We start from the raw sequence: 21,076 nt of genomic DNA, 5'->3' as shown, positions 1-21,076 counted from the left end.
ATTAAAATTCAACTAAACGTTGGGACTAATTATTATGATAAAAGAAAAAAGTCACTATTTTTTTCAAGGTTAGATTCACGCCGCGCGCCTTGTCACGCATTCCCTCGATTGACAATTTCCGCTGAACTCGCCACAGTAGAAAAAGGCGACTCAGGAAAAATGATATGATGAAAGAAAGCATGAGCAGTCGGGTCATCCAGGATATACTCACCGTTGAAGAACAAGCCACGGCACTGGAAGCCTCGGCAAAGAAAAAATCAGAAGACATATTGGCGCAGGCCGAGATGGAAGCTACGGCAATCATCCGCGCTGCAACGGATAAGGAAAAGGCGGAGGGGCACGTCCGGCTTGCACAAGCGCAAGCACTTTTGCAAGAAGAAACCCTCAAGGATGAAGGAACTTCTGACACCCCGTTAGAAAATGAAGCAACCCTTCCCGCGGAAGTAGTCGATTCCATAGCGGAGGAAGTCGTGTCCATCGTGCTTTCCTCCAGACTTTTCTCCCATGACATGGAGCATATATGAAAAGCGTAGTGGCACGGTATGGGTACATCAACGCCCGGCTGCGTGCCAAGATCGGAGCATTCAAGGAAAACTCCCTTCTTCCGGGCATGTTGCGGGCTGAAACCCTTGTCGAAGCAATCCAGACATTGAAGAACTCACGCTATGCGGATCTTGTACGTATCTATGACCAGACAGGGGATATCCAACAGGTCGAGCTTGGCATGCTCAAAGACGCAATCATGGATTACCATATGGTGATTGACGCCCTTGATGGAGTCCCGCAGGAGATAGTCAGGCATCTCATGGGAAAACTGGAACTGGAGAATCTGAAAAGTGTTCTCCGGCTCTGGTACAGCAATATCATCCGACACCATAGCATTGCCTCCCGTGGGGTTTATGTTTTCACCGATACCATCCGCTATCCCGTGAAGTGGAGCGACATCATCAATGCCGTCAACTGGGAGGATGTCCTCTATGCTCTCCATGACACGCCCTATAGGGATGTCCTGGCCGCGTTTGATGAACACGAAATAGAGCAAAAGGGATTGTTCCCCGTGGAAACCGCTTTGGACAAAGATTGGTATGAAGAACTTATTCCCCTGATACATCGGCTGACCGGCTTGGACAGGACGACGGCGCATGATATCTACACCATGGAAATAGACTTTTTCAATATCCTTGCCCTGATTCGCTACGGGTGGTACTATTCCCTTCCTTCTGCTGAACTGGAACATGGCCTTATTCCTTACGGTCATGTTGCGTCCAGTCCTCGGACCCGTCAGTATCTCGACATGCCCGTCGGTGACCGCAATCCCGAAGTCCTGCTGAATGACCGGTTCCCTGAGCTGGCCAAGGCGACTGGTATGGTGACTGAATTGACATCGCCCCTGCATGAAGATGGTGATGTTGGTGACACAGGGGGAAGAAAAAGTCGGGCGATTGCCGCGCAGACCTTGCGAATCGAGCGCAATCTTCTGGAGTTGAGACGGAAAAAATTCACCCATATCCTGAGTGACTATCCGTTCACCTTAGGAGTCGTGATGGCCTATTTCTTTTTACATAAAAGAGAAGTGACTGCAATTCGAGCAGTGCTCAACGGTAAGTTTTACGGATGGAGTGAAGCACAGATGCGGGAGGTGCTTGTATGAATTTGTTTACCAAGCCCATGAGCTTGTTGACTGCTGTGATTCTTGAAGCTGCATCCCAACCCGTCGTGAACAAGCTGCTGTCTTTGGGCGTGATGGATTTCGTGCGGATAGAAAAAATCAGCCCGGCGGCCGCTGAGAAATTGTCAGCTCACGCTCCTTCCCGCAACAGGGAGGAACTGGAAGACCTACGCCAAAAGATTGAGGCTTTGCTTGCAAGCGGCGGAGATGTGGATTATTCTTCCATCTCCTTGGAGCCGCAGACCATGACTCCTGTCGATGTGTCCGAAAGCAGACGGTTTCTTTCCGGGCTTGCTTCATCGGTACAGAAAATAAAAGATTCCCAGAAAACGAACAATCAGAAATTCCTGTCATGTCAGGAGCTTGTCCGCTACATACGGGAAGGACGCAGGCAATATTATGACCTGCACGTCGGTACGTTTCCTGGAGTGTCCGATGAATCCGTAATCAGTCGTTTCCAGCCTTTGGGAGCCATAGTGCTTCCTCTGAATGACTCTGTTTCCATCCTCTTGTACCTGAGAAGGGACGGTTCGCGCGTCAATCCTTTGCTTGACAAGCTGGGATGGATAGAATCCGATGACGCCAGCCTCCAGAGGGATGCCGAAAAGAAAATACTTGAGAAACTTGATGATGAAGTACGTACCCTACAGGATGCCGTAGCGGATCTGAACCGACAAGCGAAGGACATGATTGCCCGCAAGCGTGGTGACCTTGAGGTTTTGTGGGCGAATATCCGGCTCAATCAGCTTTCTGAATCAATGAGTTTGTATTTCTCCCATACACGAAATACCGCCCTTTTTTCTGGCTGGGTTCCCGTTGACCAGATGCGGAAGGTAGAGGCCGCAATCCGCGAGGCGAGCGAAGGGCAGAGTATTATTGAGTGGACATCTCCCGCTGAACTGCCCCGTTCTGAGATTCCCGTAGCGGTGGATGCTCCCTCCGTTCTTGAGCCCTTCGAGCGCATCGTCACCAACTACAACACACCAGAATATGGGACAATCAACCCTTTGCTGTTTGTCACGGTCGCATATCTCTGCATGTTCGGCCTGATGTTCGCCGATGCGGGACAGGGGCTTGTTCTGAGCATCGTTGGTATCATCGGCTCACTGATGTACAAGAAAAATCCCGCCCGCAAAGAAGGAATGCTGACCAGGAATCTCTGTCATCTTCTGATATTCCTTGGCGGGGCATCCGTAGTGGCCGGTGCTTTGTTCGGTTCTTATTTCGGATTTCCCCTTTTTCCGCCCATATGGTTCAATTACCATGGCGTGGTGAACGGGCATGTATCCGATGGAAGAATCAGAACCATCTATGATATTCTGGGAATTACAATTAAGTTCGGTATCTGTATCATCAGTCTTGGGCTTGTCCTGAACTGGATAAACCTCATCAGGAAAAAGGATTGGTTCACCCTGATCCTTGACAAGAACGGTTTGGTCGGAGGGTGGTTGTATGGTTGCGGAATCTACATTGGTTTTGCGTTCGTCGGAAGCGGGTACAAGACAATTCCCATGACGCCCCTTCTCACAGGAGGGATTGTCGTGCCTATTGTCCTTTTATTCCTGAAAGGGTTCCTTGCCTATGTGCTGGAATTCAAGGCAGGCGGACACAGGAAGAAGGTCGGCACTGTCATCATTGGCGCGTTCATGGAGTGGATTGTCGATGTTCTTGAGATATTCAGCGGCTTCCTGTCTAATACGCTGTCGTTCATGCGTGTCGCTGGCCTGGGTATAGCACATGTCAGCTTGATGGTGGCGTTCGCTGATATGGCGGCACTGGTGAATGGGGGAATCGCAGGATTCTTAATCCTGTTGGTCGGTAATGTCTTGGTCATTGCACTTGAAGGATTATCGGCTGGCATACAGTCGCTGAGGTTGAATTACTATGAGTTTTTCTCTCGCTACTTCACGGGAAAAGGAATTGCGTATGAACCCATTGGGTTGCGTACAAAGAAATAAGATTTTAGAAAAAGAGAGGACGGAGGAAAATATGGGTACATTTGCTTTTAGACGGAAAGTCTTGGTCTCCCTTCTGATAACGGTGCTGGCCATGGTCGTTTCCACCGCGGTCTTTGCACCGGGAGCTTTCGCGGCTACTCCGGCTGCTGCCGAAACGACGAATACCGCTTCAAGTTCCGGTGACCTGATGTGGGTCGTGATTGCCGCCGCAATTGCTTTTGGCGCAGGAGCCATAGCTGCGGGCATGGCCATCAGTCATGTCGGTTCGGCTGCCATGGGAGCCATCAGCGAAAGACCGGAGATTGCAAGCCAAGCACTTATCTTCATTGCTCTGGCAGAAGGTATTGTCGTGTTCGGCTTCATCACTGCATTGATGATTCTTGGGAAAGCCTGAGCGGGGCTGATTGTGAATTATTTTGTGATAGGTGATGAAGATACTGTTCTCGGATTTTCTCTGGTAGGCGTGGCCGGGCTTGCTGCCACGACTCCCCAGGAAGCAAAATCCGTCTGGGACAAGGCACTTGAGGATCATCTCAACGCCGTCATCATCATCACCCAGGATGCCGCGGATATGATACGGACAGTCGTCGATCGTTATCTGTTTTCCGAGGCGTTTCCTCTGGTCGTGGAGATTCCGTCTCCTCATGGAGAAGGAAAGAGCAGGGATATACGTACGTTGGTCAACGATGCCATTGGAGTTTCCCTATGACTACTGCTGATATGAACACTGACATAAAGGTTAGGGACAGCGTGCTTCTTTCCGGCATAATGAAGGAAGCTCAGGATAAAGCGGACAGGATTGTGGAAGCGGCACAGGCGAAAGCCAAAGTGCGCATCCTTCAAGCCCAGGAGCAGGCGAAAAAGCAGTGCCATGACGAGAGAACTGCCAATGACATGCGCATCCAGACAGTCCATCTACAGATTGAGAGTGCCCGCAGGAACATATTACGGAAAGCACAGCTCCTGAAACAGGACAGGTACAGAACCCAGGTCATGGACAAAGTGAAGGAACTTCTTTACCAACGTGTTCATGAAAAAGGGTTTTCAGCCATCCTGACAACATGGATTGCCGAAGCTACGGTCGGTCTTGGCGTTTCGGAGGCGAAAGTAGCGTATTCGGAAGAAACCCCTGTCACTGAGAAAATCCTGCATGACGCGGAACGGCTTGTCAGGGAGAAGACAGGGTTTGCTGTCACTCTTGCCTTGGATGAGAGGCGGTTGGGAGAACCCGGCATACGGGTTACATCCTTGGATGATGCCATTTCATTCAGCAACCACATCTCTGACCGTTTGCGTCGGTTCGACCGAGAAATCAAGAATCTGGTGGATAAAAGAACATGCAGAACAGAATAGTCGGACAAGTGAAAAGGGTGAACGGTCCCGTCATCACCGCCAAGAACATCACTGATGCAATGATGATGGAACTGGTATATATCGGGGAACAGCAGTTGATCGGAGAAGTGGTCAAGCTGTCTGACGCGACCGCGACCATCCAAGTCTATGAAGATGCCACGGGTGTCGCGCCGGGGGATAATATCTACGGAAGCGGCATGCCGTTGTCCGTCGAGCTGGGACCCGGCCTGATTGGTACTATCTATGATGGCATCCAGCGTCCTCTTGAAGCCCTGAAAGACATCAGCGGAGATTTCATTGCTCGTGGCGTAGACTGCCCTGCGCTTGACAGGAACCGGTCATGGCATTTCGTTCCCATTGTCCATGAGGGCGACACTTTACGGACTGGTCAAGTCCTCGGCCATGTCCAGGAAAATGATAATATCCTCCACAAGATTTTGCTTCCGGCGCGTCATGCGCGGACTGGCGATGACGCAGTACGGGAAGATGCTGTTGTTGTGACTCTCATGCCGGAAGGTGACTATGCCGTGACGGATATAATAGCCATTGTCACCTATCCTGATGGAAAGACAGCACACATTTCCCTGATGCAGAGATGGCCAATCCGGACTCCCCGTCCCACGGAGAGGCGCATGGCGCTGGACACTCCGCTTTTGACGGGACAACGGGTCATCGATGTTCTTTTCCCCCTTGCAAAAGGTGGTACCGTTGCCATTCCAGGCGGCTTTGGCACAGGCAAGACCATGACGCAGCATGCCATAGCAAGTTGGTGTGATGCCGACATCATTGTGTACATCGGCTGTGGTGAGCGAGGTAACGAGATGACCGATGTCCTGCGGGAGTTCCCCCACATCGTTGATCCGCGCACCGGACGTTCCCTGATGGAGCGTACCATTTTGATTGCAAATACATCGAACATGCCGGTTTCCGCCCGTGAAGCAAGCATTTACACCGGCATCACCATGGCTGAGTACTATCGGGACCAAGGCTATGCCGTCGCACTCATGGCCGATTCCACCAGCAGGTGGGCGGAAGCCTTGAGGGAATTGAGCGGACGCATGGAGGAGATGCCTGCGGAGGAAGGTTTCCCCGCGTATCTGCCAACGCGCATCGCCGAATTTTACGAAAGGGCAGGTCGCATGCAGACTTTCTGTGGCAAGGAAGGCTCCATATCCATCATTGGAGCGGTTTCTCCTCCCGGAGGAGATTTCTCCGAGCCGGTCACACAGCATACCCGACGTTTTGTGCGTTGCTTCTGGGGACTGGACAGAGCCTTGGCCAGTGCACGGCATTATCCAGCGATAAGCTGGACAGAATCCTACAGTGAATATGTCGATGAAGTCATCTCATGGTGGAATGAGCATTGTGAAGGCCAATGGGGAACAGCCCGCGGCGTCATCATGGATCTTCTCCAGAAGGAAGTCCGGCTCCAGCAGATTGTCAAACTGGTAGGCTCTGACGCGCTTCCCGATAGCCAGAACTTCATCATCGAAGTATGTTCCCTTTTCAAGACAGGCTTCCTCCAGCAGAATGCTTTTGATGACATAGACAAATATTGTTCGACGCTCAAGCAATCGGCGATGCTCCGCATCATCGTCAGGTACTGGGAGCTGGGAAGTGCGGCGATTTCAAAAGGAGTTCCGTTGGTGAAGTTGCGGAGGCTGAAAGCTGTGCAAGATATCGCAAAGATGCGTTTTACCATTGGCAATGACGATGAAGCGGCCATGGATCGCCTTGAAGTGTCGCTGGAACGTTCAATACAGCAGTTGGGAGGCATGTATGAAGAAGATGTCTGAAACCTTTCCCTCCGGAATGCTGGACAGGGCTTTGCTTGCAGGTCGTGAATACGCTGGAGCCAGCAGGATTGACGGCCCGCTTGTCTATATGAGGAAAACACATCCCGTGGGATATGGAGAACTGGTCGAAGTACTGTCCTCTGACGGACTACGCCGTTCAGGTCAAGTCCTTGATACCAGCGACGAGGCTGTGGTGGTGCAGGTGTTCGAAGGCACGAGCGGACTGACCCTGCCCGGTACGTCCATGCATTTCATGGGCGAGCCGTTGACGCTGGGCGTCACTGAAGCCATGCTGGGACGCGTCATGGATGGTCTGGGACGGAGTCGGGACGGAGCGGCTATTCCCACCGGCACGGAGGAAAGGGATGTCAACGGAACGCCGATTAATCCGACCGCCCGTGAATATCCCCGTGATTTCATCCAGACAGGCATCTCCGTGATTGATGCGATGACAACTCTGATTCAAGGGCAGAAGCTGCCGATTTTCTCTGGGAACGGCATGGATCACAACAAGCTGGCCGCTCAGATTGTGCGTCAAGCAAAGGTGCGGGGTGGAAAAAGTGAATTTGCCATCGTATTCGCCGCAATGGGTGTCAAATATGATGTCGCCCGATATTTCATTGACAGTTTCGAGCAGGCGGGCGTGCTAGATGATGTCGCGCTCTTTCTTTCCCTTGCCGATGATCCGTCAATCGAAAGAACGATAACCCCTCGCTCTGCACTGACGCTGGCGGAGCATCTGGCGTTCGACAAAGACAAGCAGGTTCTGGTCATCATGACAGACATGACCAACTACTGTGAATCCCTGCGTGAGATTTCTACGCAAAGAGGGGAGATTCCCTCCCGTAAAGGCTATCCCGGTTATCTCTATTCCAATCTTGCCGAGCTTTATGAAAGGTCAGGGAAGATAGCGGGCAGGAAAGGCTCCATCACCCAGCTGCCCATATTGACCATGCCCAACGATGATATCAGTCATCCTATTCCTGACCTTACCGGATACATCACGGAAGGACAGATTGTATTTGACCGTACCATGAGCGGGCGGGGGATCTATCCACCCATCGCTCCTCTGCCTTCACTGTCCCGTTTGATGAAGGACGGCATTGGAGAAGGGATGACCCGTGCGGATCATCCACATGTCTCCAACCAGTTATTTGCTTCCTACAACCATGTGCGTGAAGTGCGGAATTTAGCATCGGTCATCGGAGAGGAAGAACTTACCGGCCTGGATCAGCAGTACCTTGCCTTCGGTGATTTCTTTGAAAGACGTTTCATTTCTCAAGCGTTCAATGACGACCGGACGATTGAACAGACCCTGGATTTGGCGTGGGAGGCATTGTCCCTGCTGCCGCGTGAGGAATTGCAGAGGCTGACCGATGACGAACTGAATACCCATCACAAAGGATAAGCCATGGCACGCATGATAGCACCGACAAGAAGCAATCTCATGAGGCTCACCGAAGAACTGTCCTTTTCACGTTCCGGCCATGAACTGCTTGACCAGAAACGTTCCATTCTGGTCGTCGAGTTGCTGACTCTCGTTGACCAGGCGGCGGACTATCAGAATCGGGTTGACCAGGCATTGTCCGAAGCTTCGCAGGCACTTCAGGATTCCGTGATGGACATGGGACGGTTGACGGTCGGCAATCTCGCCGGGGCGGTGAACATCAGCGCAAGCATTGAAGTCGGGGAACGTCGCGTCATGGGGGTCAGGCTCCCCCGTGTAGAAACGACATTTTCCGATAAAGGCCCCTATTTCAGTGCGGAAGGTACAAGTTTGCGTTCTGAAATCGCCATCTCGAAGTATCGAGATGCGCTGAAACTCATGGGACGGATGGCTGAACTGAAAGTTTCAATCATGAGACTTGCGCGGGAAGTAAAGAAGACGATTCGCAAGGTGAATGCCTTGGAAAAAATCCTGATTCCTGAGACCCAGGAGGCTCTTGCTCTGACGAAAAGCCGGATTGAGGAAGCTGAACGCGAAAACTTTGTCTTGATGAAGAATGTCAAAGATCGGCTGGAACGAGTCACGACCATGGACAAAACACTGGCGACGTGACGAATGTGGATTTGCGCGCTACAATATCATAGGGCTAGCAGCTCTACACAGGATGGAGGCTATTCATGACAGTTCCTTTTCAAAGGATGCTCGTGTATATCGATGGATCAGAAGGCTCTACGGCAGCGCTGATGTACGCCATACTTCTTGCGCAAGGCACAGGAGCCGAGCTGGAAGCAATCTATGTGGTCAATACCAAAGCTGTCAGTGAACTGGTGAAAGCTCATATTTTCATTGACAGCGAGCGGACGGAATATTTGGAGGATCTGGAGGAGGACGCCGATCGCCAGTTGCGTCACGCAGTCAAGCTTGCCCGTTCGAAGGGAGTAACCCTTGTGCCGGTGAAAAAGTCGGGTTCTACTCCTCATGAAGTCTTCACGTGCGTAAAGGATGATAAAATCGATCTTCTGTTACTGTGCGGCCTGACAGAAATCAGAAGCCGCAGGGACGAATTGATTAGTGATGTAGATCGGATTATCCGACTTGTATCCTGTCCTGTCCTGCTCATTCATGATATCGATGATGTGTGGATGAAGTTCGAGCAGGATGTCATGTGAGGGAGAAAAAAGATGAATATAGTTGATGTACTTGATAAGAACTTGATAAAAATCCCCCTTGCCGGCAATGATGCTAATACCGTCATTGAAGAAATGGTCGGATTGCTCTCAGATGCCCTGAACTTGGGAAAGGATGCGCAGGATGATATTCTTCAGGCCATCAAGCGTCGCGAAGCATTGGGCAGTACGGGCTTGGGAAAGGGAGTCGCCGTTCCTCATGCCAAGACATCAGCGGTGCAATCCGTGAAGTTGGTCATCGGCGTCACATCACATCCCGTGGATTTCAACGCTCCTGATAACGAGCCTGTCTCGCTTTTTTTTCTTGTCGTCGCTCCGCCCGCAGCCTTGTCTTCCCATGTCGAGGTGCTTGCCTCGATTGCCCGGACATGTTCTTCCGCGGTGATGATGAAACATATCAAGAATGCTCATAGCGCGGATGCGATGTATAGTCTTTTCAGGGAGTAATGGACATAAAGGGTGACGCCGGTCGATGAGGAGGTCTTTGTGAAAATTTCTTTCTATGGCGCAGCGCGTCATGTCACTGGTAGTTGTTTCATGCTTTCAGCGGATGGAATGAATATTCTTATCGATTGTGGGCTTGCGCAGGGTACTGATGAGCGCGTCCAAGGCGATGAACTTCCATTCAAGGCGGAAACCGTAGATGTCATGCTCCTGACCCATGCCCATATTGATCATAGCGGACGTATTCCTCTTCTGGTAAAGGAAGGGTTCTCCGGAGCAATCTATGCTACCGAAGCCACCCGTAACTTATGTGAAATCATGCTGGCAGACAGCGCACATATCCAGCAAATGGAAACGGAATGGCAGAACCGGAAGCAAAGGCGGGCAGGCAAGCCTGCGGTTGAACCCCTCTATACCACTGCTGACGCAGAAAAATCCATGGAGTTGTTCAGGGAATGCCGGTATGGGGAAGTCATGGAGCTTTCTGCCCATGTCTCCGTGCGCTTCATTGATGCCGGACACCTTCTTGGTTCCGCCTCCATGGAAATAACGGTCAAGGAAAACGGAGAGGAACGTATTTTTGTTTTCAGCGGCGATATCGGAAATTTCGACCAGCCTCTGATACAAGACCCCCAGTATCCCAAGAAAGCTGATTATGTCATTGTTGAATCCACGTATGGGGACAGGCTGCATGGTGGCTCCGGTTCCGGCAAGCCAGGAAGTCAGAAGGCAACTACCATAGCCCGCGCACAGGATCTTGCGGATATCATTGCTGAAACCTTCGCCCAAGGCGGGAATGTCGTGATTCCTGCTTTTGCCGTGGGACGGACACAGGAAATCCTTTATTTCCTCCGTTACATGCTGGATCATAAGCTCAACGGGCTACAGGATGTACCAGTCTTCGTCGATAGCCCGCTTTCCGTCAAGGCAACGCGCATCTTTGCGACCAGCATGGAATTTTTTGATGATGAAGCTCTGGAATTGGCGAAAAAAGGACACAATCCTATCCTTTTCCCCAGTCTTGTTACCATCACTGATGCCAATGATTCCAAGGCGCTGAATTTCAGGAATGAACCTGCGGTCATCATATCCTCAAGCGGCATGTGTGAAGCCGGGCGCATCAAGCACCATCTCAAACATAATCTCTGGCGACCGGAATCATGTATCGTGTTTTCAGGCTACCAGGCAGAAGGTACTTTGGGTCGTTCCATCCTTGACGGAGCCCAGCATGTCACTATTTTCGGTGAGCAGATTGATGTAAAGGCACGAGTGAGGAAACTTGAAGGGGTAAGCGGTCATGCCGACCAGAATGGTTTGCTCAGATGGCTTTCAGCGTTTGCAGATGCTCCCCGCCACGTGTTTGTGGTTCATGGTGATTCCGATGTCGCTCCTTGGTTCGCCGGTTTCTTGAAGGCAGAACTGGGACTCCGGGCGTATGCGCCTAAATTCCTTGAATCCTTCGATGTGCTTGCCGATAAACTGCCCGAAACCCCGCCATCTGAATTTACGTCACCGCAGCTCAGGATTCTTGCCGAAGCCTTTACAGCTTTGTCAGCAGGGCAGAAGGATGTGGAATCCATCATACAGCGACTTGCAAAGGCTGCGGATGCTCCGGGGCTTCTCACAAACCGCAAGAAAACCTTGCGTCTGGCAAATGCCATACAACGCCTGACCAGCGATTTGGAATACCTGAAGATAAAATGGGACAAGGATGCTTCCGCCTGACCTGTCTATTGGGTACTGAAGGATGCTGTCTGCTGGTTGAATCGTGCCTTGGGCTGGAAGAAGATGAAATGAAAGGACTGGATTCATAATGAATATTTTAATAAATGGCATCAATTTGTATTATGAAGAATATGGCTCTGGCATACCAGTATTATGCCTGCATGGTTTTTATGTGGATAGTCATTTAATGAAAGGTTGTTTAGAGCCTGTTTTTGAAAGTAAAATTGGCTACAAAAGAATATATTTAGATTTGGTTGGCATGGGAAAGACTCCTTCACATAAGTCTGTTATAAATTCTGATGATATGCTGAAAATAGTAAATGCCTTCATCAATAAAATCATCGGCGATGCCAGTTTTATTCTTTTCGGAGAATCTTATGGGGGTTATTTATCATTGGGGTTAGTGAAAGCTTTAAAAGATAAAATTTTAGGATTATTTTTAATTTGCCCATGCACTATAGGCGACAAAGAAAGAAGGAATCTCCCACCAAAACAAATAGTGAAACAGGAATCTTTTGCCGTGAATACGGTAGACAAGAATAATTACAGCTCTTTTTTGAAGATGGCTGTTATTGCAAACCAGTATACATGGAACAGATATAAGAAAGAAATATTAGTAGGGATAAACAATGCAGACGTCCCTTACTTGGATTTTATTTATAGTAATGGGTATGCATTGTCTTGTGAAAGTGAGTTCTGTTTAATTGAATTTAATAATCCTACTACTATTTTGTTAGGCAAACAGGATCATATTGTTGGTTACAAAGATGCTTTAAGGTTAGAATCAAATTTTTCAAGAAGCAGCTTCGCAATTATAGATTCAACAGGACATAACATGCAAATTGAAAAACCGGAGTTATTTTCTGGTTTTGTAGAAGAATTTTTAAGGAACTTTTCATAGGGGCGCTTTCAAAATAGAAAAATCAATGTATAAAGATGCCCGAAGTGTAGTTCCCAATGATTGTTTCTTATTTTTCTCCGCGGGGCAGCTTCATGCCGAAAATCAGCGAATGATCTGTGTTTTCCAGAACCGTGAAACCAAGATGACCGTAGAAACCTATGGCGCTTTTGTTTCGCGCATCGACTCCAAAATGGACGCCTTGCAAATGTTTCTCCTCAGCTTTCCCCAGCCAGTTTTCCATAAGACGGCGACCGATTCCCCGACCTTGCAATGAGGGAAGGATATTTATATGAAGATGGGCGGGGTAGCCGACGTTTTCCCATACCCCAGCTCCCGGATTCCCTTTTCTGATGAGTGATAAGATGGTTTTCTCAGGTTCTGAGGCGGCACGAACAGTGGCGTACTGTTTTTGGATGGTCGGCAGCCATTCTTGGGCAAGCCATTGATTATAAGTGGTGGTATCCTTTGTCCCGACAATGTAGCCGGCCGGTCTGCCGGAGAAATCTTCCGCTATGAAGCAGAGATCCATATCATGCCAGAGATAAGGAGCCGACCAATAGGCTCCTGTCATATAAGGATCTTGGAAATAATCCGATCCATCGGCTCCCGCCAGTGATGTCTTGAGGCATATCTCATAAAAATAAGGAGCGTCCGCAGGGGTCGCCGGTCGGATTGGACTGAAGTTCAGCATTCTTTTTCCTTGTTCCAAGGTTCTTTAATATATGAAAGAGTAGCTCTTATCTAAATAATACTGCATCGGATGACAACATGCACTAAAGAAAAAGAAAATGCTGAAAAATGGATACCATAAGTAAGTCAAGCATAAGAACACAACTATGACTATAAAGGATGAAGAATGCATCCAACATATGGATTTCATTATTAAGAATCAAATCTGATATAAAATTCATTTTGCCTGATTCCGACATCATAATCCCAAAGGATGAAGGTGGAGGCGGGAGAGGGAAAGCGGAAAAAAGGGGGGAAGAGAGAAAAGAAAGAGGAAAGTAGTTGACTGAGGATGAGGAACCTGCTACAGTAGCCGAGCCCTTGAGAAGGGGCGGGAGGCCGGGACGCCGCGAGGCGTCCGGGGAAACCCTCTGGTTTATGAAAGGTAGAGCGTAGGGAAGAAGAAGGAGCCGCGCAGATGCGCGGCGAGACGAAAGTCTGTGTAAGGGAAGCAAAGGGCTTTCCAGTCAATTCTTTGAAATAATAAGAGGACAGAGCGACAGCTTTGTTCAGCCCCTGGAAGCCAGAGCCCGCGAGGGCGAAGGGGGACGGGGGGGGACTGGGATTGAACAGTTATAGAAGAGGCGGGTTCTTCGGAACCCGTACTACCATGACGGAGAGTTTGATCCTGGCTCAGAACGAACGCTGGCGGCGCGTTTTAAGCATGCAAGTCGAGCGGGAAGGGGCTTCGGCCCTGGAGAGCGGCGGACGGGTGAGTAACACGTGGATGATCTGCCTCCCAGTTGGGGACAGCACCTGGAAACAGGTGATAATACCGGATACGACCGCAGGGGTAGAGCCCTGCGGGGAAAGGGGCCACGGCCCCGCTGGGAGATGAGTCCGCGGCCCATTAGCTGGATGGGGGGGTAACGGCCCACCATGGCGACGATGGGTAGCCGGCCTGAGAGGGTGGACGGCCACATTGGAACTGAGACACGGTCCAGACTCCTACGGGAGGCAGCAGCTAAGAATCTTCCGCAATGGGGGGAACCCTGACGGAGCGACGCCGCGTGAACGAAGAAGGCCGTGAGGTTGTAAAGTTCTTTTCGGGAGGGGGAATAAGCCTGCCAGGGAATGGGCGGGTGATGACGTGAATCCCGGAATAAGCCCCGGCTAACTACGTGCCAGCAGCCGCGGTAACACGTAGGGGGCGAGCGTTGTTCGGAATTATTGGGCGTAAAGGGCGCGCAGGCGGTCATGCAAGTCCGATGTGAAAGACCCCGGCTCAACCGGGGGTATGCGTGGGAAACTGCATGGCTTGAGTACAGCAGGGGGCAGTGGAATTCCAGGTGTAGGGGTGAAATCTGTAGATATCTGGAAGAACACCGGAGGCGAAGGCGACTGCCTGGGCATGTACTGACGCTGAGGCGCGAAGGTGCGGGGAGCGAACAGGTTTAGATACCCTGGTAGTCCGCACAGTAAACGATGCACACCAGGTGTCGGGGGGTAGCCCCCGGTACCGGAGCTAACGCACTGAGTGTGCCGCCTGGGGAGTATGCCCGCAAGGGTGAAACTCAAAGGAATTGACGGGGGCCCGCACAAGCGGTGGAGCATGTGGTTTAATTCGATGATACGCGAGGAACCTTACCAGGGCTTGACATCCGGGGGAACCATGGGGAGACCCATGGGCCGCTTGCGGCCGCCGGACAGGTGCTGCATGGCTGTCGTCAGCTCGTGCTGTGAAGTGTTGGGTTAAGTCCCGCAACGAGCGCAACCCCTGCCGTCTGTTACCAGCATGTGAAGATGGGGACTCGGACGGAACTGCCGGTGACAAACCGGAGGAAGGTGGGGACGACGTCAAGTCATCATGGCCCTTATGCCCTGGGCCACACACGTGCTACAATGGCCGGTACAGAGCGAAGCGGACCCGCGAGGGAGAGCGAACCGCGAAAGCCGGTCTCAGTACGGATTGGACTCTGCAACCCGAGTCCATGAAGTTGGAATCGCTAGTAATCGCGCATCAGCATGGCGCGGTGAATACGTTCCCGGGCCTTGTACACACCGCCCGTCACACCATCCGAGTCGGGGGTACCCGAAGTCGCTGTCCCAACCGCGAGGGGGGAGGTGCCGAAGGTATGCCTGGTGAGGAGGGTGAAGTCGTAACAAGGTAGCCGTACCGGAAGGTGCGGCTGGATCACCTCCTTTCTGAGAAGAAAGGGAGCCTGTGGGACGGAAGTCCTGGAGGCAGACAAACGGACGTTGTCCAGCAGGAGGAAGGACCTGCACGGGCCCTTGCCCCCTTACATCACCTTCTTCTTCCCAAGTTCGCCGATGACCGGAGACCGGGGGCATAGCTCAGCTGGTCGGAGCATCGGCTTTGCAAGCCGAGGGTCAGGGGTTCGAATCCCCTTGCCTCCAGGAGATTTTTGACATCAACGAGAGACGGGCTGGAAGAAAAATATGGTCAAGCGAAGAAGGGTCTACGGAGGATGCCTGGGAGCCGCCAGGCGAGGAAGGACGCGGTCAGCTGCGAAAAGCCATGGGGAGGAGCCAACATCCGGTGATCCATGGGTGTCCGAATGGGGTAACCCGCGCGGGGAAGACCCGCGCATCCGCGCTGTGAATACATAGCAGGCGGAAGGAGACGCAGGGAAGTGAACCATCTGAGTACCTGCAGGAAAAGACATCAAACGAGATTCCCCCAGTAGCGGCGAGCGAACGGGGAGGAGCCCAAACCTTTGGCGCGCATAGCCTCGGGGCGTTGTGTCAGGGGGGTTGTAAGGGCATGCCGGGGGACCGCCGAGGGTCCCCGCACAGAGAGAAAGGCACAGGTGAGCGGAAGGGTCTGGGAAGGCCCGCCAAAGACGGTGAAAGCCCGGTACGCGAAGCCTGGTGCGCTGTGTGGGCGTGCGCCTTGAGTACGGCGGGACACGAGGAATCCAGCCGGAAGCAGGGGGGACCACCCTCCAAGGCTAAACACTGGCGGCTACCGATAGCGCATAGTACCGTGAGGGAAAGGTGAAAAGGACCCCGGGAGGGGAGTGAAAGAGAACCTGAAACCGTAGACTTGCAAGCGGTCACAGCGGGAGCGATCCTGTGGTGGCGTGCCTTTTGTAGAATGAGCCTGCGAGTTGCCGTACGTAGCGAGGTTAAGGGATAGGAGTCCCGGAGCCGTAGGGAAACCGAGTCCGAAGAGGGCGAGAGTTGCGTGGGGCAGACCCGAAGCCAAGTGATCTATCCATGGCCAGGCTGAAGCCGCAGTGAGATGCGGTGGAGGGCCGAACCTAAATCCGCTGAAAAGGGTTGGGATGAGCTGTGGATCGGAGTGAAAGGCTAAACAAACTTGGAGATAGCTGGTACTCCCCGAAATAGCTTTAGGGCTAGCCTCGCATGGACGCTCACGGAGGTAAAGCACTGGATGGATGCGGGCCCTTCACCGGGTACCAAGTCCAACCAAACTCAGAATGCCGAGAGCCAATATGCGGGAGTCAGACGGCGACTGATAAGGGCCGTCGTCAAGAGGGAAACAGCCCAGACCATCGGCTAAGGTCCCCAAGACATGCCAAGTGGGAAAGGAAGTGCGGTTGCGCAGACAGCCAGGAGGTTGGCTTAGAAGCAGCCATTCCTCGAAGGAGTGCGTAACAGCTCACTGGTCGAGTAGCCGCGCGCCGACAATGTAACGGGGCTAAGCATGTCACCGAAGCCATGGCGCAGCGCGAGACGCTGCGGGTAGGGGAGCATTCCATGTACGGAGGAAGGGAGCCCGGGAGGGCTGCTGGACGGGATGGAAGAGAGGATGCAGGCATGAGTAACGAAAAGACGGGTGAGATCCCCGTCCGCCGGAAGCCTAAGGTTTCCAGGGTAAAGGTAATCTGCCCAAGGGTCAGTCGGCCCCTAAGGCGAGGGCGAAGGCCGTAGCCGATGGGAAACGGGTGAACATTCCCGTACCTTCCCATGCACCGACGGGATGACGCATAGAGCGAAGCGCGGCCGGAGAACGGTAGTTCCGGTCCAAGCACGGGTCTGTTGAGGACGCCAGGCAAATCCGGCGTCTGAGGGGAAGTGCGAATGCGAGCCGACCTACGGGGAGGCGAAGCGCGTGGAGCTGTCGTGCCGGGAAACAATCCCTAAGGATATGCATGGGGGGACCGTACCAGAGACCGACACAGGTGGGCGAGCTGAGAATGCGAAGGCGCACGGAAGAACTCACGTCAAGGAACTCGGCAAAATGCATGCGTAACTTCGGGAGAAGCATGGCCCGCGAAGGCGGGTTGCAGAGAAATGGCCCAAGCGACTGTTTACCAAAAACACAGGTCCATGCGAACCGGCGACGGGAAGTATATGGACTGACACCTGCCCGGTGCCGGAAGGTCAAGAGGAGCCGTGAGCCGCAAGGCGAGGCGGCGAATTCAAGCCCCGGTAAACGGCGGCCGTAACTATAACGGTCCTAAGGTAGCGAAATTCCTTGTCGGGTAAGTTCCGACCCGCACGAATGGTGTAACGATTTGGGCGCTGTCTCGACGTGAGATCCGGTGAAATTGAAGTCCAGGTGAAGATGCCTGGTACTTGTGGTCAGACGGAAAGACCCCGTGAACCTTTACTTCAACTTGGTACGGAGAGTTGGACGCGCATGTGTAGGATAGGTGGGAGGCGAGGAGGCGTGGCCGTCAGGCTGCGCGGAGCCAGTGGTGAAATACCACCCTTGCGCGTGCAATTCCCTAACGCGGCCCCTGAAGCGGGGCGGCGGACAGTGCCAGGCGGGAAGTTTGACTGGGGCGGTCGCCTCCCAAAGGGTAACGGAGGCGCGCGAAGGTCACCTTAGGATGGTTGGGAATCATCCGGCAAGCGTAAAGGCACAAGGTGGCTTGACTGCGAGGCCGACAAGCCGAGCAGGTACGAAAGTAGGTCTTAGTGATCTGGCGGTAGCGCGTGGAAGCGCCGTCACGTAACGGATAAAAGGTACTCCGGGGATAACAGGCTGATCTTGCCCAAGAGTTCATATCGACGGCAAGGTTTGGCACCTCGATGTCGGCTCATCGCATCCTGGGGCTGGAGCAGGTCCCAAGGGTTTGGCTGTTCGCCAATCAAAGCGGTACGTGAGCTGGGTTCAGAACGTCGTGAGACAGTTCGGTCCCTATCTGCCACAAGCGTTGGATGTTTGAGAGGGCCTGCCTTCAGTACGAGAGGACCGAGGTGGACGGACCTCTGGTGTACCGGTTGTCGCGCCAGCGGCATGCGCCGGGTAGCCACGTCCGGCAGGGATAACCGCTGAAAGCATCTAAGCGGGAAGCCTGCCTCAAGATGAGACATCCCGTCCCCCACGAGGGGACTGAAGGAACCAGGGAGACTACCTGGTCGATAGGCCGGAGGTGTACGCATGGCAACATGTTCAGCCGACCGGTACTAATCAGCCGTGAGGCTTGACCATATTCTTGTTCCGGCCCGCACACAGCGGGCTGCGCCCGCGCCTCTTCCGGATCGGAGGGAGCGCAGGGGGCAGCCGGCCCGGTGGTCATAGCAGAGTGGTCATACCCGTTCCCATCCCGAACACGGCAGTCAAGCACTCTCGCGCCGATGGTACTGCGTTTTTCGCGGGAGAGTAGGTCGCCGCCGGGCCTTTTTTTATGCCCTCATCCCCGGAGTACCGCGGCGGGGGACGTGGGCAGGCCGGGATGGGGGATGATCACGCCCGCATCGCAATCTCCTCATCAACATCCCTTTTTTCCTACACAGAATAGAGGATTGTGGGATGTGCCCCAGCCCCACATGGAATGCCGTCATGCAACGGCCTTTTTGGTGTTATGATTTTTACTATTTTTATAGAGGATTTAATGGAACAGATATTTTTCTTTGTGGTATAAATATTTGAAATAAATGTTTTTTCATGGAAAAGACATAAAAACAATAGTTTTTACTATTGATGCTAATTGTTATACTATAGTTTTTATATAAAAATGAAACTTATTTAATATATAAACAATAATGGATGAATTTCAATTTGCTCTACTGTAGAAAAAGTTTCATCTATGATAGAGTGTCAGTGAGGATTTCTTTATACATACTATGATTACACAAAATACCCATATCCGTAATATTGCTATCATTGCGCATGTTGACCATGGCAAGACAACGCTTGTTGATGCTCTTTTCAGGCAGAGCGGACTTTTTGGCAATTCTTCTACGGAACGCATCATGGACAGCGGTGCAATTGAACGTGAGCGTGGCATCACGATAAGCGCAAAGAATTGCGCAATCATCTGGAAAGGTGTCAAGGTCAATATCATCGATACTCCGGGACATGCTGATTTCGGCGGTGAAGTCGAACGTGGACTATCCATGGTCGATGGAGTCATCGTTCTGGTCGATGCGGCGGAAGGTCCCTTACCGCAGACTCGTTTTGTTCTGGAGAAAGCCCTTGCTGCGGGTTTATCAGTCATTGTGGTCATCAACAAGGTTGACAGGGCGGACGCTCGTCCGGCTGAAGTCCTTGATGAAGTCTATGACCTGCTTCTTGAACTTGATCCACGAGACGACATGCTGGATGTGCCGGTTTTCTATGCAAGCGGACGAAGCGGCAGATGCGGACGAACTCCAGATCAACTCCAGCCGAATCTCCATTTGCTTCTTGATGGCATACTGGAACATGTCCCGGCTCCACGCCATGATACCGATGAACCTTTCCAGATGTTGGTAAGTGATCTCGGTTACAGTGACTTTCTCGGACGACTGGCTATTGGAAAGGTCATGAATGGCAGCGCGAGTACCAACGACTCCCTTGTCTGCATAGAAGAAAACACTGTGCAGAGAAGTCTGAGGGTCACCAAGCTCCATACATATGAAGGGAATACCTTTCATGAAGTCCCTACAGTTGAATCAGGTGACATCATAGTCTTGGCAGGAGTGGGAGACGTGTCAATCGGAGACACAATATGTACACAGGATAATCCCAAGGCATTGCCCCGCCTTACTGTGGATGAGCCGACAGTTTCCATGCTTTTCTCCAAGAATATCTCTCCATTAGCCGGAAAAGAAGGCAAGATAGTCACATCGGCAAGGATTGGCGACCGCCTGATGAAAGAGACCTTGCGTAATGTTTCAATCCGTGTAGAGAAAAATTCTGATGATACCTATACGGTCAAAGGGCGTGGGGAATTTCAAATGGCCATCATCGTCGAACAGATGAGGAGAGAAGGCTTTGAGCTGTGCATCGGTCGTCCCAAGATTATTTTCCACGTTGATTCAGAAGGTGGAAAAACCGAGCCTATTGAAAATCTTCTTGTTGATTGTCCCGAAGAATTCAGTGGAACCATCATGGATAAACTCTCACGTCGTAAAGGGATGATGAAGGATATCACCTATACAGATACACGGGTGAAAATGAATTTTGAAGTTCCGGCGCGTGGCTTGATTGGTTTCAGAGATGAATTTCTGACGATTACCAAAGGACAGGGAATCATGAATTCCAGCCTGAAAGGTTATTTCCCTTATAGAGGAGAGATTATCGACCGCACAACCGGTTCTTTGATTAGTGACCGCGCCGGAAATGCCATCCCCTATGCCTTGTGGCAGCTTGAGGATCGGGGAAAACTGTTCATCATTCCCGGAGACCCCGTTTACGAAGGTGAAGTCATTGGCGAGCATAACAAAGAGGGAGACTTGCTCATCAATCCCACGCGCACGAAGAAGTTGAGCAATATGCGTGCGTCTGGCAAAGATGAAGCAGTGACGCTTGTCCCTGTCGTCAAACAGACGCTGGAACAGGCCATGCAGTTCATCAAGGAAGATGAACTAGTAGAGGTTACGCCCCTGTCAATCCGCATGTGTAAGAGGATACTTGATACGCAACAGCGACGTGTTTTCGAGAACAGAGGAGTCATTCCTGATTTCATGCTGAAATAAATCCACGCCTCACAAGGATATAGTTACA

At 51.8% G+C, this 21,076-nt stretch carries 15 protein-coding genes, 1 tRNA gene and 3 rRNA genes; 18 read left to right on the top strand and 1 reads right to left on the bottom strand.

Annotated features, from left to right (window positions below):
• The first annotated feature begins 164 nt into the window (after positions 1-164).
• The 13 genes from SPICO_RS03915 to SPICO_RS03855 all read left to right on the top strand — a co-directional run bounded on the left by SPICO_RS03915 (position 165) and on the right by SPICO_RS03855 (position 12,480).
• Positions 165-524 carry a hypothetical protein gene (locus SPICO_RS03915; protein ID WP_013739384.1) on the top strand — a complete coding sequence of 120 codons (360 nt, stop codon included), beginning with the start codon at positions 165-167 and terminating at the stop codon, positions 522-524.
• Positions 521-1,651, top strand: coding sequence for a V-type ATPase subunit (locus SPICO_RS03910; RefSeq protein WP_013739383.1), 1,131 nt, complete (start codon positions 521-523; stop codon positions 1,649-1,651). The genes SPICO_RS03915 and SPICO_RS03910 overlap by 4 nt, the downstream gene beginning before the upstream one ends.
• Positions 1,648-3,627: a V-type ATP synthase subunit I gene (locus SPICO_RS03905; protein ID WP_013739382.1), complete on the top strand. Its 1,980-nt coding sequence runs from the start codon at positions 1,648-1,650 to the stop codon at positions 3,625-3,627. The genes SPICO_RS03910 and SPICO_RS03905 overlap by 4 nt, the downstream gene beginning before the upstream one ends.
• A 31-nt stretch (positions 3,628-3,658) precedes the next feature.
• Positions 3,659-4,021, top strand: coding sequence for an ATP synthase subunit C (locus tag SPICO_RS03900; protein ID WP_013739381.1), 363 nt, complete (start codon positions 3,659-3,661; stop codon positions 4,019-4,021).
• Positions 4,022-4,033: 12 nt separating this feature from the next.
• Complete coding sequence (locus SPICO_RS03895; protein WP_013739380.1) at positions 4,034-4,336, top strand: V-type ATP synthase subunit F; 303 nt, start codon at positions 4,034-4,036, stop codon at positions 4,334-4,336.
• Positions 4,333-4,980 carry a V-type ATP synthase subunit E family protein gene (locus SPICO_RS03890; protein ID WP_013739379.1) on the top strand — a complete coding sequence of 216 codons (648 nt, stop codon included), beginning with the start codon at positions 4,333-4,335 and terminating at the stop codon, positions 4,978-4,980. The genes SPICO_RS03895 and SPICO_RS03890 overlap by 4 nt, the downstream gene beginning before the upstream one ends.
• The gene (locus SPICO_RS03885) at positions 4,965-6,776 is read left to right on the top strand and encodes a V-type ATP synthase subunit A (RefSeq protein WP_013739378.1); all 1,812 of its coding nucleotides are present in this window, start codon (positions 4,965-4,967) and stop codon (positions 6,774-6,776) included. The genes SPICO_RS03890 and SPICO_RS03885 overlap by 16 nt, the downstream gene beginning before the upstream one ends.
• On the top strand, positions 6,760-8,184 hold the full coding sequence (locus tag SPICO_RS03880) for a V-type ATP synthase subunit B (protein ID WP_013739377.1): 1,425 nt from the start codon (positions 6,760-6,762) through the stop codon (positions 8,182-8,184). Before SPICO_RS03885 ends, SPICO_RS03880 begins: the two co-directional genes overlap by 17 nt.
• Positions 8,185-8,187: 3 nt before the next feature.
• Positions 8,188-8,835, top strand: coding sequence for a V-type ATP synthase subunit D (locus SPICO_RS03875; RefSeq protein WP_013739376.1), 648 nt, complete (start codon positions 8,188-8,190; stop codon positions 8,833-8,835).
• 65 nt (positions 8,836-8,900) lie between these two features.
• Positions 8,901-9,392 carry a universal stress protein gene (locus SPICO_RS03870; protein WP_013739375.1) on the top strand — a complete coding sequence of 164 codons (492 nt, stop codon included), beginning with the start codon at positions 8,901-8,903 and terminating at the stop codon, positions 9,390-9,392.
• Between the two features lie 12 nt (positions 9,393-9,404).
• Complete coding sequence (locus SPICO_RS03865) at positions 9,405-9,857, top strand: PTS sugar transporter subunit IIA (RefSeq protein ID WP_013739374.1); 453 nt, start codon at positions 9,405-9,407, stop codon at positions 9,855-9,857.
• A gap of 39 nt (positions 9,858-9,896) precedes the next feature.
• Positions 9,897-11,579 (top strand): MBL fold metallo-hydrolase RNA specificity domain-containing protein, encoded by a 1,683-nt coding sequence (locus SPICO_RS03860; RefSeq protein ID WP_013739373.1) that lies wholly within the window; start codon positions 9,897-9,899, stop codon positions 11,577-11,579.
• Between the two features lie 88 nt (positions 11,580-11,667).
• Entirely contained in the window at positions 11,668-12,480 is an 813-nt protein-coding gene (locus SPICO_RS03855) for an alpha/beta fold hydrolase (protein WP_013739372.1), read from the top strand.
• Between the two features lie 67 nt (positions 12,481-12,547).
• Here SPICO_RS03855 and SPICO_RS03850 read toward each other — a convergent pair whose 3' ends face one another.
• A complete protein-coding gene (locus SPICO_RS03850; protein ID WP_013739371.1) occupies positions 12,548-13,171 on the bottom strand; it encodes a GNAT family N-acetyltransferase in 624 nt (207 codons plus the stop codon).
• A 648-nt stretch (positions 13,172-13,819) separates the two neighbouring features.
• Here SPICO_RS03850 and SPICO_RS03845 point away from each other — a divergent pair.
• The 5 genes from SPICO_RS03845 to typA all read left to right on the top strand — a co-directional run bounded on the left by SPICO_RS03845 (position 13,820) and on the right by typA (position 21,048).
• Positions 13,820-15,354, top strand: a 16S ribosomal RNA gene (locus SPICO_RS03845).
• A 139-nt stretch (positions 15,355-15,493) separates the two neighbouring features.
• Positions 15,494-15,567 (top strand) — tRNA-Ala (locus SPICO_RS03840).
• Positions 15,568-15,611: 44 nt separating this feature from the next.
• Positions 15,612-18,577, top strand: a 23S ribosomal RNA gene (locus SPICO_RS03835).
• Between the two features lie 76 nt (positions 18,578-18,653).
• A 5S ribosomal RNA gene (gene rrf, locus SPICO_RS03830) occupies positions 18,654-18,765 on the top strand.
• The 16S, 23S and 5S rRNA genes sit together here with 1 tRNA gene alongside, the layout of an rRNA operon.
• 447 nt (positions 18,766-19,212) lie before the next feature.
• Positions 19,213-21,048, top strand: coding sequence for a translational GTPase TypA (typA, locus tag SPICO_RS03825; RefSeq protein ID WP_013739370.1), 1,836 nt, complete (start codon positions 19,213-19,215; stop codon positions 21,046-21,048).
• The last annotated feature ends 28 nt before the right edge of the window (positions 21,049-21,076 follow it).

Origin of the sequence: Parasphaerochaeta coccoides DSM 17374 (genome assembly GCF_000208385.1) — a bacterium.
Classification (GTDB): domain Bacteria; phylum Spirochaetota; class Spirochaetia; order Sphaerochaetales; family Sphaerochaetaceae; genus Parasphaerochaeta; species Parasphaerochaeta coccoides.
This window is presented reverse-complemented; position numbering and strand designations above follow the sequence as displayed.

Bases quoted from the DNA above. Each gene is read 5' to 3' on its own strand.
- SPICO_RS03905 (WP_013739382.1), top strand. From the start codon at position 1,648: ATGAATTTGTTTACCAAGCCCATGAGCTTGTTGACTGCTGTGATTCTT.
- SPICO_RS03865 (WP_013739374.1), top strand. From the start codon at position 9,405: ATGAATATAGTTGATGTACTTGATAAGAACTTGATAAAAATCCCCCTT.
- SPICO_RS03900 (WP_013739381.1), top strand. From the start codon at position 3,659: ATGGGTACATTTGCTTTTAGACGGAAAGTCTTGGTCTCCCTTCTGATA.
- SPICO_RS03875 (WP_013739376.1), top strand. From the start codon at position 8,188: ATGGCACGCATGATAGCACCGACAAGAAGCAATCTCATGAGGCTCACC.
- SPICO_RS03885 (WP_013739378.1), top strand. From the start codon at position 4,965: ATGCAGAACAGAATAGTCGGACAAGTGAAAAGGGTGAACGGTCCCGTC.
- SPICO_RS03855 (WP_013739372.1), top strand. From the start codon at position 11,668: ATGAATATTTTAATAAATGGCATCAATTTGTATTATGAAGAATATGGC.
- typA (WP_013739370.1), top strand. From the start codon at position 19,213: ATGATTACACAAAATACCCATATCCGTAATATTGCTATCATTGCGCAT.
- SPICO_RS03870 (WP_013739375.1), top strand. From the start codon at position 8,901: ATGACAGTTCCTTTTCAAAGGATGCTCGTGTATATCGATGGATCAGAA.
- SPICO_RS03915 (WP_013739384.1), top strand. From the start codon at position 165: ATGATGAAAGAAAGCATGAGCAGTCGGGTCATCCAGGATATACTCACC.
- SPICO_RS03880 (WP_013739377.1), top strand. From the start codon at position 6,760: ATGAAGAAGATGTCTGAAACCTTTCCCTCCGGAATGCTGGACAGGGCT.
- SPICO_RS03910 (WP_013739383.1), top strand. From the start codon at position 521: ATGAAAAGCGTAGTGGCACGGTATGGGTACATCAACGCCCGGCTGCGT.
- SPICO_RS03850 (WP_013739371.1), bottom strand. From the start codon at position 13,171: ATGCTGAACTTCAGTCCAATCCGACCGGCGACCCCTGCGGACGCTCCT.
- SPICO_RS03890 (WP_013739379.1), top strand. From the start codon at position 4,333: ATGACTACTGCTGATATGAACACTGACATAAAGGTTAGGGACAGCGTG.